Origin of the sequence: Cupriavidus gilardii, assembly GCF_013347325.1 — a bacterium.
Classification (GTDB): domain Bacteria; phylum Pseudomonadota; class Gammaproteobacteria; order Burkholderiales; family Burkholderiaceae; genus Cupriavidus; species Cupriavidus gilardii.
On record NZ_CP054626.1, the window covers coordinates 482,980 to 495,416 of the forward strand.

At 66.7% G+C, this 12,437-nt stretch carries 13 protein-coding genes, 1 other RNA gene and 1 pseudogene; 11 read left to right on the forward strand and 4 right to left on the reverse strand.

Annotated features, from left to right (window positions below):
* Nucleotides 1–3: 3 nt before the first annotated feature.
* Together FOB47_RS12360 and rnpB are read left to right on the forward strand one after the other, a co-directional pair.
* A pseudogene (locus tag FOB47_RS12360) lies at nt 4–816 on the forward strand (DUF3025 domain-containing protein); the annotation flags it as partial.
* A 55-nt stretch (nt 817–871) separates the two neighbouring features.
* Nucleotides 872–1,215: RNase P RNA component class A (gene rnpB, locus FOB47_RS12365), an RNA gene on the forward strand.
* Nucleotides 1,216–1,288: 73 nt separating this feature from the next.
* On the opposite strand, the gene FOB47_RS12370 is transcribed toward rnpB, so the two are convergent.
* Nucleotides 1,289–1,711 carry an OsmC family protein gene (locus FOB47_RS12370; protein ID WP_006576931.1) on the reverse strand — a complete coding sequence of 141 codons (423 nt, stop codon included), beginning with the start codon at nt 1,709–1,711 and terminating at the stop codon, nt 1,289–1,291.
* Nucleotides 1,712–2,440: 729 nt separating this feature from the next.
* On the opposite strand from FOB47_RS12370, the gene rplM reads away from it, so the two are divergent.
* The 4 genes from rplM to erpA all read left to right on the forward strand — a co-directional run bounded on the left by rplM (nt 2,441) and on the right by erpA (nt 4,373).
* Entirely contained in the window at nt 2,441–2,869 is a 429-nt protein-coding gene (gene rplM, locus FOB47_RS12375; protein ID WP_006576930.1) for a 50S ribosomal protein L13, read from the forward strand.
* A gap of 11 nt (nt 2,870–2,880) precedes the next feature.
* Complete coding sequence (gene rpsI / locus FOB47_RS12380; RefSeq protein ID WP_006576929.1) at nt 2,881–3,273, forward strand: 30S ribosomal protein S9; 393 nt, start codon at nt 2,881–2,883, stop codon at nt 3,271–3,273.
* A gap of 208 nt (nt 3,274–3,481) precedes the next feature.
* A complete protein-coding gene (locus FOB47_RS12385; protein WP_053821102.1) occupies nt 3,482–3,895 on the forward strand; it encodes a bactofilin family protein in 414 nt (137 codons plus the stop codon).
* 109 nt (nt 3,896–4,004) lie between these two features.
* Entirely contained in the window at nt 4,005–4,373 is a 369-nt protein-coding gene (gene erpA / locus FOB47_RS12390; protein ID WP_006576927.1) for an iron-sulfur cluster insertion protein ErpA, read from the forward strand.
* Between the two features lie 72 nt (nt 4,374–4,445).
* Here erpA and FOB47_RS12395 read toward each other — a convergent pair whose 3' ends face one another.
* Complete coding sequence (locus FOB47_RS12395; protein WP_174782409.1) at nt 4,446–5,243, reverse strand: phytanoyl-CoA dioxygenase family protein; 798 nt, start codon at nt 5,241–5,243, stop codon at nt 4,446–4,448.
* 132 nt (nt 5,244–5,375) lie between these two features.
* Here FOB47_RS12395 and FOB47_RS12400 point away from each other — a divergent pair, with 132 nt between their 5' ends.
* Nucleotides 5,376–6,311: a LysR substrate-binding domain-containing protein gene (locus tag FOB47_RS12400; RefSeq protein ID WP_053822980.1), complete on the forward strand. Its 936-nt coding sequence runs from the start codon at nt 5,376–5,378 to the stop codon at nt 6,309–6,311.
* 58 nt (nt 6,312–6,369) lie between these two features.
* Here the strand turns inward: FOB47_RS12400 and FOB47_RS12405 are convergent, their stop codons facing one another.
* Complete coding sequence (locus FOB47_RS12405; protein ID WP_174781207.1) at nt 6,370–7,491, reverse strand: anhydro-N-acetylmuramic acid kinase; 1,122 nt, start codon at nt 7,489–7,491, stop codon at nt 6,370–6,372.
* Between the two features lie 31 nt (nt 7,492–7,522).
* Nucleotides 7,523–8,899 carry a M23 family metallopeptidase gene (locus tag FOB47_RS12410; RefSeq protein ID WP_053821105.1) on the reverse strand — a complete coding sequence of 459 codons (1,377 nt, stop codon included), beginning with the start codon at nt 8,897–8,899 and terminating at the stop codon, nt 7,523–7,525.
* A gap of 214 nt (nt 8,900–9,113) precedes the next feature.
* On the opposite strand from FOB47_RS12410, the gene tyrS reads away from it, so the two are divergent.
* The 4 genes from tyrS (at nt 9,114) to FOB47_RS12430 (ending at nt 12,294) form a co-directional block, all read left to right on the forward strand.
* The gene (gene tyrS, locus FOB47_RS12415) at nt 9,114–10,355 is read left to right on the forward strand and encodes a tyrosine--tRNA ligase (protein ID WP_053821106.1); all 1,242 of its coding nucleotides are present in this window, start codon (nt 9,114–9,116) and stop codon (nt 10,353–10,355) included.
* A gap of 10 nt (nt 10,356–10,365) precedes the next feature.
* A complete protein-coding gene (dtd, locus tag FOB47_RS12420) occupies nt 10,366–10,866 on the forward strand; it encodes a D-aminoacyl-tRNA deacylase (protein ID WP_174781208.1) in 501 nt (166 codons plus the stop codon).
* A 16-nt stretch (nt 10,867–10,882) separates the two neighbouring features.
* The gene (locus tag FOB47_RS12425) at nt 10,883–11,545 is read left to right on the forward strand and encodes a YbhB/YbcL family Raf kinase inhibitor-like protein (RefSeq protein ID WP_174781209.1); all 663 of its coding nucleotides are present in this window, start codon (nt 10,883–10,885) and stop codon (nt 11,543–11,545) included.
* Nucleotides 11,546–11,616: 71 nt separating this feature from the next.
* Nucleotides 11,617–12,294, forward strand: a complete 678-nt coding sequence (locus FOB47_RS12430) for a histidine phosphatase family protein (protein WP_151022206.1) — start codon at nt 11,617–11,619, stop codon at nt 12,292–12,294.
* The last annotated feature ends 143 nt before the right edge of the window (nt 12,295–12,437 follow it).

The window sequence follows — 12,437 nt, forward strand, 5'->3', positions numbered from 1 at the left end:
GGTCTGCAGTCCGGCGGGGACCTGAAGCTCCAGTTGGCCGGGATCGACTGGTCCCGGCCCTGGTTCGCGCCGTTCGCCGGGACGGGCGCCGCGATCGCGGCCGAGGTCCGCCAGGGCCGGCCGGTCCATGCCGTGCTCGACGCCGTTGCCACCGCGCAGGGGCTGGCCAATGCCGCCGGACTGCCGCTGCGCTTCGTCCCGCAGCAGGCGCTGCCGACCGGCAGCGCCTACGAGGCCCATATCCACGCGCACGGCGAGGTGCCGACGCGCGACAACCTGCACGATCTCTTCAACGGCCTGATCTGGCTGCATTTCCCGCGCACGAAGGCGATGCTGAACCGGCTGCAGGCCGAGGCCATTGCCGCGGAGGGCGTGCAGCCGACGCGCGGGCCGTTGCGCGACGCGGCCACGCTGTTCGACGAGAACGCGGTGCTGTTCGTCAGCGAGGAGCCGCGGCTGGAGGCGGCGCTGCGCGGCTTCCGCTGGCGCGAGCTGTTCATCGAGGGCCGGGATGCGTGGCACGGCCGCTGCACCGTGGTGCCGTTCGGCCATGCCTTGCTGGAAAAGCTGGTCGCGCCCTACAAGTCCATCACCGCGCACGCCTGGCCGGTCGCCATGGCGCCCGCCGATCCGCGTCCGGCCACGCCGGAGACGCTGGATGGGCCACTGGCCGACATGCTGGCGCGGGCCGAGCTGCGCGGCCGCAGCAGCTTCGCGCCGCTGCCGGTGCTCGGCATCCCGCATTGGTGGCCGGCCAATGCCGACGCCGCCTTCTACGACGACACCACGGTGTTCCGCCCTGGGCGCCGCGGCGCCAACGAGGCTGGCGGAACCGGCGGGACCGATGCAAAGGTGCTAGACTGCGGCCCGCGAAGCAGGACAGACAACCGCTGCTCGCCCGGCAACGGGCGAGGGGAGGAAAGTCCGGACTCCACAGGGCAGGGTGGTGGCTAACAGCCATCCACGGCAACGTGCGGAACAGGGCCACAGAGACGAGTCTTCGCGCCGGGTTTGCCCGGTGCGAAGGGTGAAACGCGGTAACCTCCACCCGGAGCAATCCCAAATAGGCAGACGATGAAGCGGCCCGCCGAGTCTGCGGGTAGGGAGCTGGAGCCGGCCGGTAACGGTCGGCCTAGAGGAATGGTTGTCACGCACGCGCGGACCGCAAGGCCCGCGCGTCGCGCACAGAATCCGGCTTATCGGCCTGCTTCGCTTCGAATTCGCTTCCCGGTGCGCCGCACCGGGAACGCCTCCACCGCGCCGATGCGCCGGTATCGAGCCTGCGGTCTTACACCTCGACCAGTTCGACGCTATGGCTGATCTCGGCCGTCTTGGCCAGCATGATCGACGCCGAGCAATACTTGTCGTGCGATAGCTGCACCGCGCGTTCGACCGTCGCCGGGTTCAGGTTGCGGCCGGTCACGGTGAACTTGAAGTGGATGCGGGTGAACACCTTCGGGTCTTCGGCGGCCCGGTCGGCCTGCAGCGTGACGGAACAGCCGCGTACATCGTGGCGTCCGCGCTTCAGGATCAGCACCACGTCATAGGCGGTGCAGCCGCCGGTGCCGAGCAGCACCATCTCCATCGGCCGCGGCGCCAGGTTGTGGCCGCCGCCCTCGGGGGCACCGTCCATCGCGACGAGGTGACCGCTGCCGGTCTGCGCGACGAAGCTCATGCCGTCGTTGCCCATCCAGGTGACCTTGCATTCCATTTCGTTCGTTCCTGCTCTCAATGTTTCGTTTCGATGCTGCGATGCGCGCGCATCGAGCCCTTGCATTTTCCTCAAATTTTCCTTGCGCCGTGTGGTGTCTTTGCCGCTTGCGGGGCCGGAAAACCGAGGGAAACCTCTAGGATGTCAGTTTGGTGACATCGCGCTGTGTCCGTAAGTCGTTGAATTTACGGACTTCGTGTCATCTGGCGCGGCCGTGACAATTTTTTGCATTACGAAATGCCATTTCGCACTGCAAATTTTCTTGCGTCGCACAAGCCGTCATGTATAATTCGAACCATTGAACGACGGCGCGCCGAAGGCCCGCCAGAGTGCGAAAGCGAAGGGTGGTCGAAGCGACCGAGACAGTCTCCCGACGCCAGCCCGCACCGCCGGCCCCGTCCCGTTGTTCTCCCAGTGTCTCCTCCACCCTCCTCCTTTGGTGGATTCAAACCCAAGCCTCAGCGGCTTGGGTTTTTTTTCGCCCCTGCGCCGGCTTCTTTTCAGAAAAGCGGTCCGCAAGACACTGCATGACCCATCCCTTGACGGCAAACGCATTGTTTGCTTGTGCCAGGCGGCGATCCGCAAGTATAATCGAGGGCTTTTCCGTCATGCCCGCGGAAGAAGAACTCAGGGAGAGCCTGCACACACAAGCAGGAAGGTCAGGTCCAAAGGGCCGGCCGACGACGCAAGTCATGTTACGGGCAGGTTCTACAAGTCTCAGGAAAGATCATGAAAACCTTTTCCGCCAAGCCTCATGAGGTAAAGCGCGACTGGTTCGTGATTGACGCGACGGACAAAGTCCTCGGCCGTGTCGCCAGCGAAGTGGCACGCCGTCTGCGCGGCAAACACAAGCCGGAATTTACTCCGCACGTCGACACGGGCGATTACATCATCGTCGTCAACGCGGCCAAACTGCGTGTCACCGGCACGAAGGAAACCGACAAGAAGTATTACCGTCACTCGGGCTACCCGGGCGGTATCTACGAAACCACGTTTGGCAAGATGCAACAGCGCTTCCCGGGCCGCGCCCTGGAGAAGGCTGTCAAGGGCATGCTGCCGAAGGGTCCGCTGGGCTACGCGATGATCAAGAAGCTGAAGGTGTACGCCGAAGCCGAGCATCCGCACGAAGCGCAGCAGCCCAAGGCGCTGGAAATCTAAGGGGGCCATCCATGATCGGAAATTGGAACTACGGTACTGGCCGCCGCAAGAGCGCTGTGGCTCGTGTCTTCATCAAGTCGGGCAAGGGTGACATCGTCGTCAACGGCAAGCCCATCAACGAGTACTTCGCTCGCGAAACCTCGCTGATGATCGTGCGCCAGCCGCTCGAACTGACCGCCCACGCACAGACCTTCGACATCAAGGTCAACGTGACCGGCGGCGGCGAAACCGGCCAGGCCGGTGCGGTGCGCCACGGCATCACCCGCGCGCTGATCGACTATGACGCCACGCTGAAGTCCGCGCTGTCGAAGGCCGGCTTCGTCACTCGCGATGCGCGTGAAGTCGAGCGTAAGAAGGTCGGTCTGCACAAGGCACGTCGTCGCAAGCAGTTCTCGAAGCGTTGATGCGCCGGGCAAGCCGGGATCCTGTCCCGGATTGCGCAGCCAGCAAGAACCGCACGCCCGTCGTGCGGTTTTTGTTTTGTAGGCCTTGCCGTCCGGGCGTCGCGGCCGGCAGCGTTGTTGTGGCATCACGCTGGGGACGGGCAGTTGGCCGCGCAATGCATCGTCATGGATACAATGGCGCTTTCCCCAGTTTTCCAGTGAGGCCGCGATGCTGTTTTCGAAGAAGAAAGGGTTGACGATCGACACCCTGATCGGTCGCCAGACCGTCGTCGAAGGCGACCTGCACTTCTCGGGCGGACTGCGGCTCGACGGCCGCGTGCGAGGCAACGTGCTCGCCGTGGCCGATCAGCCGAGCATGCTGGTGGTCAGCGAGACCGGCGTGGTCGAAGGGGAGGTCAAGGTCGGCCATCTGGTGCTGAATGGCACGGTGACCGGCCCCGTGCATGCGGCCGAGCTGCTCGAGTTGCAGCCACAGGCACGCGTGCAAGGCGAAGTGCACTACGCGGCTCTGGAAATGCACCAGGGCGCGATTGTCGAGGGCCGTCTGGTTCCGCTCGGGAACACCGAGCCGAAGGCGCTGCCCAACCTGAAACTGGCGGCAGGCAGCGAAGAAAGCGCCTGAGGCCCCGCGCCCGGAAAGGCGCGTGCACCATGCCCCTTGAATCGATGGGGGATCGGCACGATCTTTCCAGTGCGCTTAGAATACCGGCGTATCTAAATAGGAGAACCCCATGAACGCAGTCGCAGAGGCACCCATTACCGAGGACGTGCCGGCCCCGTTCGTCTTTACCGACAGCGCCGCCGACAAGGTCAAGCAGTTGATCGAGGAAGAGGGCAATGCCGATCTGAAACTGCGCGTCTTCGTGCAGGGCGGCGGTTGTTCCGGCTTCCAGTACGGCTTCACCTTCGACGAGGAAGTGAACGAGGACGACACCACGATGGTCAAGAACGGCGTCACCCTGTTGATCGATTCGATGAGCTACCAGTATCTGGTCGGCGCGGAGATCGACTACAAGGAAGACATCAACGGCGCCCAGTTCGTGATCAAGAACCCGAACGCCACGACCACCTGCGGTTGCGGCTCGTCGTTCTCGGTCTGACGCCAGTCCGCCTCAGCGAAAAGCGCACCTCGGTGCGCTTTTTTGTTGTCTGTTTCCGACCAGGTCCGCGCCTTACTGCGCCGCTCGCCAGACCACCGGAAACCAGTCTTCCCGCATTCGTTCGCCATTGGCAAGCCCGATACCAGGGAAGGGCGGCGAAGTGCGGCCGAGACGCTCGACATAGCGCACGTCGTCACCGAGAAAGCGTGCCGAGAACGCGCGCCGGCGTCCGCTTCCGGTATTGCCCGCGGCGCCATGCACGGTGCGGAAGTCGAACACCACCGCGTCGCCCGGCTCCAGTTCCGGCGTCAGGATGGTGTGCGAGCCGTCCTCGACGTCGGGCATCTCCATGAAGGCATCGTCGCCGGCATAGAAGTTGTCGTTGCTGGCCCAGCGCTTGGGCCGTACCAGCTTGGGCCAGCGATGCGAGCCGAGCACCACGCGCAGCGTGTTGGCGGCGGTGACCGGATCCAGCGGAATCCAGTAGCTGGCGGTTTGCCAGCCGTCGACACAGTAATAGGGCAGATCCTGATGCCAGGGCGTCGGCTTGGCGGTGCCGGGTTCCTTGACGAGGATGTGCTCGTGGAACACCTGCGCCGCCTGCGAGCGCATCAGTTTTCCCGCGATCGCGGCGGCCGGCGATTCGCGCATGAAGGCGGCAAAGGCGGGGATCCGCTGCCAGTTGCAGTAGTCCTCGAAAAACCGGCCGCTCTCGCCGGCGCGCACATTCTCGATGGCGAACGGCCCCGGTTCGGCCAGGTTCTGCTCGAAGCCGTCGCGCAGCCGCTCGACCCAGCTGCTGAAGGCGCCGCGCAGCACCAGCGCGCCGTCGCGCTGGTAGGTCTCGATCTGCGTGGTGGTGATTTCCATCTGCTCCCCCGATTGACACTGGTCCGCCACGACAGTATCGAAGCGCCGCCAAAATAGGGAAAGCATATATTCTCTATGTTCCAATATAGCCATCTGCTATAGATGGGCCGCGACTGCGCCGAGCCGCCACCGATGATCGCCTTCTCCTTCCGCCAACTCGAATATTTCGTTGCCGTCGCCGAGCAGGGCAGCATCAGCGGTGCGGCGCGCGTGCGCCATGTTTCCCAGCCCTCCGTGTCGCTGGCAATCGGCCAGCTCGAGCAGATCCTCGGCACGCCGTTGTTTCGCCGGCAGGTCAGCCGCGGACTGGAGCTGACGCCGGCGGGCCAGCGGTTGCTGGCGCGCGCCCGCGACATCCTGGCGCTGGCGGCCGGAATCGGCGCCGACGAGGCCGAGGCGGCGACGCTGAGCGGCCAGCTGTCGCTGGTCTGTTTCCAGGATCTCGGCCCCTACCATGTACCGGCGCTGCTGGCCGGATTTCGTGCCCGCCATCCCGGCGTCGCGGTGACGCTGTTCGAGGCCGACCTGACCACGGTCGCCCGTACGCTGCACGCCGGCAAGGCTGAGCTTGCGCTGACCTACGATCTCGGCTTCGACCGCCGTGTGCTGCGCTGGCGTCTCGCCGAACTCGCGCCTTACGCGCTGCTGCCGGCGGAGCATCCACTGGCCGCGCAGCCGGAGGTCAGCCTGGCCGAGCTGGCCGGCGAGCGTCTGATCCTCGAGGACATCGCGCAGACGCGCGAGTACTTCCTGTCCTTGTTCTGGGCCCACGGCCTGTACCCGCAGCTGCATCAGTACACGCAGACCTTCGAGATGCAGCGCGGCCTGGTTGCGCACGGCTATGGCGTGGCGCTGTCCTGCACGCGGCCCGCCGGCGATCGCAGCTATGACGGCACGCCGATCGCCTGCCGGCCATTGCGCGAGACCGTGACGCCCCAACGCGTGGTGCTGGCGCGGGCGGAATCGATCCGGCCCTCGCCGGTGGCGGAGGCCTTCATTCAGTGGGTAGAACAGGAGCGGGGTGCCGTGGCGTTGCACGAGCAGGTGGAGGCCGGCGCGGCTCGGTAGGCGGGGCCGTCGGAGGCGAAAAGCCGCAGACCAACCGCGCGCCATGCCGGCGCAAGGTTCAGCGGGGGTAAATCGCGCCCAGTACGCGCGGACCGGCGGCGCCGGTGACCGTCGGCAGATTGCCCGGCGCGCGGCGCAGGCATTGGCGCGCCAGCCAGGCGAAGGCAAGCGCCTCGACCTGCGAGACCGGCACGCCGAAATCGTCGGAAGGTTGCACGGTGACGCCGGGCAACGCGGCGGCCAGCCGCGACATCACGAAGCCGTTGCAGGCGCCGCCGCCGCAGACGATCAGGCGCCGCGCGTCCGCCGCATGGCGGCGGATATCCCGGGCGATCGCCTCGGCGGTCAGCGCCGCCAGCGTGGCCTGGACGTGCTGCGGATCGCGTTCGGCGTCCTGCAGCTGCGCGTCCAGCCAGGCCGGATGGAACAGATCGCGGCCGGTGCTCTTGGGCGGAGGCTGCTTGAAATACGGCTCGTCGAGCAGCCGCGCGAGCAGCGCCTCGTCGATGCTGCCGCCGGTCGCCCAGTCGCCGTTGGTGTCGAATGGCTGGCCGCGATGGCGGGAAATCCAGTGGTCGAGCAGTGCATTGCCGGGCCCGCAGTCGAAGCCGATCACCGGCCCGCCGTCGCCGGGCAGCACGCTGATATTGGAGATGCCGCCGATATTGCAGACCACGCGGGTTTCGCCGGCCAAGCCGAACAGCGCCTGGTGCACGGCCGGCACCAGCGGCGCGCCTTGGCCGCCGGCGGCGATATCGCGGCTGCGGAAATCGGCGACCACATCGATGCCGGTCAGCTCGGCAAGCAGCGCCGGATGCTGGCTCTGGCGTGTATAGCCGATGCCGTCGTAGCGGCCGGGACGGTGACGGATGGTCTGGCCATGCGCGCCGATCGCCGCGACGGCGTCGGGCTGCACGGCGGCGTCGCGCAGCAGCGTCGCCACGCAGTCGGCATAGACGCGCGCCAGTGCATTGGCGGCCAGCGCCTCGCGATGGATCTCGTCGTCGCCGGGCTGCTGCAGCGCGCCGAAGGCGTCGCGCAGGCTGTCGGGGAAGAGCTGGTGGCTGGCCGCGAGGACCCGCGGCTGCGTCCCGGCGAAGTCCACCAGCACGCCGTCGGCCCCGTCCATGCTGGTGCCGGACATCAGGCCGATCAGGAGTTCGGGGCGCGTGGCGGACATCGCGGCGTGGGGCGGTGCGCTCGGTGCCGCGTCAGTTGCCGTTGGAGGCGACGTTGTAGGTGCGCAGCGCGTTGATGCGGCTCAGCATGTCGCTGGTGTAGCTCAGGAATTGCTGGCGCGCGCGTCCGGTCAGCGCTGGCGATTCCATCAGCGTGATCGTCAGCGGGTTCTGCGGCACGTCGTTGTGGCGGAACTCGTAGTGCAGGTGCGGACCGGTGGCCCAGCCGGTGGAGCCGACGTAGCCGATCAGTTGTCCCTGCATCACGCGCTGGCCTTGCTGGATGCCGGCAAAGCGCGACAGGTGCGCGTAGTAGGTCGAGTAGCCGTTGTGGTGCTTGATGACGACGATATTGCCGTAGCCGTTCTGCTGGCCGACGAAGTCGACCTCGCCGTCGCCGGTGGCAAATACCTTGGTGCCGGTCGGCGCCGCGAAGTCCACGCCCTTGTGCTGCAGCCACTGGTGATGCAGCGGGTGATTGCGGCCGCCGAAGCCAGACGACATCCGCGAGAACTCGACCGGCGAACGCAGGAACGGCCGCTTCATGCTGCGTCCATCGAAGGTGTAGTAGGCGCCGTTCTTGCCATCCGGCGCATACCACAGCGCCTGGTGCAGCTGATTGCGGTTGATCAGTTCGATCGCGACCACGCGGCCGTTGCGCACGAAGGCGCCGTCGCGATAACCGGATTCGTAGACGATGCGGAAGCGGTCGCCCTTGACGATGTCGTGGTGGAAGTCGATGACGCCCGAGAAGATCGAGATCATCTGATCGACGATCTCGTCCGGCACGTTGGCCGCATCCATTGCCTTGAAGAAGCCGCCCGTGCCGATCGTGCCCGAGCCCATTTCGTAATGCAGCTCGTTCTGGACGACCTCGATGCGGGCCTTGTAGTCGGGATCGGCCAGGTCGCCGGCGCGCTCGATCACCAGCTGGCGCGAGATCGACACGTCGCCGCCCAGATTGGCCTGCAGCGACACCAGCAGATTGCTCTGGTCGACTTCCGCCTGCACGATCTGGCCCGGTTCGAGCTTGAACAGGCCGCGCGCGGTCGGGTTCTTGTGGATGAAGGCCTGCGCGTCGGGGTCATCCACGCCGAGCCGCTTGAGCAGCGTGGCAATGGTGTCGCCACGCTGCATGCGCTCCTGGCGGACGAAGGTGGCGCTGGTATCGGTCAGGCGCTCGAGCTGGTCGCGCAGGTCGGGCAGGCGCATGCCCTGGACCACGCGGGGCGCATCGGGATCGTCATAGGCGGTGCGCGGTGCCACGCCCATGGCGGCCGCCATGCCGAGCGTAAAAACGGTCGCGACCGATGCCGTCAATTGCTTGCGGCGGCGCGCATGCAGCGCATGGGTCGGATCGACGAGCACCACGAGCTCACGCGCGAAAACTTCGCGGAGTCTGGACCACATCACGTAAAATTCTGCCTTGGTTCGGGCTCCGCTGCCGCGACGATCTGTGCGTGTCTGCCTTCCTCCCCCGAGGTGCGGCGCGGGCTGTCTTTCGTTTGCCGCCTACAATGGCGGTTGGCCTGCGGGATGGCTCCCGGCTGGCCGAATCGGCGGATTATACCAAAAACTTCCCCGGTGTCCGCCCGAATGTTCAAGTATTTCAACGACTTAAGTCATGACCGACGTATCCTCCGGCGCCGCGACCTCCTACCCCCTGACACCGTCCGTGATGCACGCGCTGGAAGTGTCCAGGCGCGGCTGCGACGAACTGCTGATCGAATCCGAATGGCTGCAGAAGCTGGCGCGCAGCGAAGCGACCGGTGTGCCGTTGCGGATCAAGCTGGGCCTGGATCCGACCGCGCCGGACATCCACATCGGGCACACGGTGGTGCTCAACAAGATGCGCCAGCTGCAGGACCTCGGCCATCACGTGATCTTCCTGATCGGCGACTTCACTTCGACCATCGGCGATCCGTCCGGCCGCAACAGCACGCGGCCGCCGCTGACGCGCGAACAGATCGAAGCCAACGCGCAGACCTATTACCGCCAGGCCAGCCTGGTGCTGGACCCGTCCAGGACCGAGATCCGCTACAACAGCGAGTGGTGCGACCCATTGGGCGCGCGCGGCATGATCCAGCTCGCCGCGAAGTACACCGTCGCCCGGATGATGGAGCGCGACGACTTCACCAAACGCTACCGGTCTGGGATTCCGATTTCGGTCCATGAGTTCCTCTACCCGCTGATGCAGGGCTACGACTCAGTTGCATTGAAGTCCGATCTGGAGCTCGGCGGTACCGACCAGAAGTTCAATCTGCTGGTCGGCCGCGAGTTGCAGAAGGAGTATGGCCAGGAGCCGCAGTGCATCCTGACCATGCCGCTGCTGGTCGGCCTGGACGGCGTCGAGAAGATGTCCAAGTCCAAGGGCAACTACGTCGGCGTGACCGAGGCGCCCAGCGAGATGTTCGGCAAGCTGATGAGTATCTCGGACGACCTGATGTGGCGCTACTACGAATTGCTGTCGTTCCGCCCGATGTCCGAGATCGACCTGATGAAGCAGGAAGTGGCGCTCGGCCGCAATCCGCGCGACTGCAAGGTGATGCTGGCGCAGGAGATCGTCACGCGCTTTCACAGCGCCGCCGACGCCGACAAGGCGCTGGAGGACTTCAATCACCGTGCCCGCGGCGGCGTGCCCGACGATATCCCCGAGGTCAGCCTGTCCGGCGCGCCGATGGGCATCGCGCAGCTGCTCAAGCAGGCCAACCTGGCGCCGTCGACGTCCGAGGCCAACCGCAATATCGAGCAGGGCGGAGTGCGTATCGATGGCACCCAGATCAGCGACAAGGCGCTGAAGGTCGAGGCCGGCACCTATGTGGTCCAGGTCGGCAAGCGCCGGTTCGCGCGCGTGACGCTGTCCTGAGGCCGAGCCGATGATCGCGTTGATCCAGCGCGTGGCGCGCGCCAGCGTCACGGTCGATGGCCGTGTCACCGGCGAGATCGGTGCCGGCCTGCTGGCGCTGGTCTGCGCCGAACGCGGCGACACCGAAGGCGAGGCCGAGCGCCTGCTGACCAGGCTGCTCGGCTATCGCGTCTTTTCGGATGCCGCCGGCAAGATGAACCTGCCGGTGCGCGACATCGACGGCCAGGGTACGCCCGGCGGCCTGCTGGTGGTGTCGCAATTCACGCTGGCCGCCGATACCAACAGCGGCACGCGGCCCAGCTTCACGCCGGCGGCTTCGCCGGAAGATGGCCGCCGCCTGTACGAGCATTTCGTCGCCCGCGCGCGCGCCGCCCATCCCGTGGTGCAGACCGGGGAGTTCGGCGCGATGATGCAGGTCAGCCTGGTCAACGACGGCCCGGTCACGTTCTGGCTGCGCGTGCCGCCGCCGTCCGCCCCGTCATCCACGCCGCCGCGCGCGGCCAACCCCTGAGCGCAAGGAGACAAGCATGAGACTCTGGAGCAACGCCTTTGCCGACATGGCGCCGATTCCCGGCGAGTTCGCCTTTGCCGTGCCGGACGCCGCCAGCCACATCACGCTGTCCAGCAACCGCAATCCCGACCTGCATTGGGACGGCGCGCCGTCCGGCACGCGCTCGTTCGTGCTGATCTGCCACGATCGCGACGTGCCCAGCCGCGGCGACGACGTCAACCAGGAGGGCCGCGAGGTGCCGGCCAGCCTGCCCCGGGTGGACTTCTTCCACTGGGTGCTGGTCGACATTCCGCCGGGCCTGACGACGATCTCGGCCGGCTCGCACAGCGACGGCGTGATCGCGCGCGGCAAGCCCGGTCCGGAGGCGACCGGCGGCACCGCGGCAGCGGGCGGCCTGCGCCACGGCGTCAACGACTACACCAACTGGTTCGCCGGGGACAAGGACATGGCGGGCGACTACTACGGCTACGACGGCCCGTGCCCGCCGTGGAACGATGCGATCGTGCATCACTATGTGTTCACGATCTATGCGCTCGATCTGGACCGCCTGCCGCTCGAGGGCCGTTTCACCGGCGCGCAGGTGCGCGAGGCGATCGAGGGCCACGTGCTCGACCAGGCCAGCCTGACCGGCACCTATACCCTGAACCCGAAACTGGCGGCGCAGCAGTCGGCCGGCTGACGCCGCCGCAGCCGCCATACCAAAAGCAAGCGCAAGAACAGCGCGCTCCCGGCGCGCGCGAAGGAAACGGCATGACGTTTACGCCCGGGCCGCAGTCGCTGCTGGCCATCACCCACCTGATCGTGATCCGACACGGCGAAACGGCCTGGAACCGCGAACGGCGGCTGCAGGGGCAGCTCGATATCGCGCTGAACGACACCGGCCAGGCGCAGGCACGCGCGCTGGCCGGCGCGCTGGCCAGCGAACCGATCGACGCGATCTATTCGAGCGACCTGTCGCGCGCGATGCAGACCGCGGCGCCGCTGTCCGAGGCGGTGGGCGTGCCGGTACAGCCGGAGCCGCGACTGCGCGAGCGCTGCTACGGCACGCTCGAGGGCATGACCTATGCCGAGGTCGCGCAGCACCGGCCGGAGGACTTCGCCCGCTGGCAGGCCCGCGTGCCGGACTACGCGCCGCCGCAGGGCGAGTCGCTGCGCGACTTCCACGAGCGCGCCGTCGAGGTCGTGCTGGCGCTGGTGCGCCGGCATCCGGGCGAGCGCATCGCGCTGGTGGCGCACGGCGGCGTGCTCGACTGCCTGTATCGCGAGGCCACCGGCATGACGCTGGAAGCGCCGCGCGAGCATGAGCTGCTCAATGCCAGCGTCAACCGTCTGCGCAGCGACAGCTACCGGCTGACCGTCGCGCAATGGGCCGACGTCAGTCACCTGGCGACGCTGACGCTCGACGAAGTCGACCGCCGCGTGCCCTGATCCTTTTCCTTCCGGCTGTCGTCCCCGCGAAGGCGGGGACCCGGCGGCTGTGCGCGCGACGGCAACCGCGCAACCGCGCAACCGCGCAACCACGCAACCGCGCAACCGCGCAACCGCGCAACCGCGCAACCACGCAACCACGC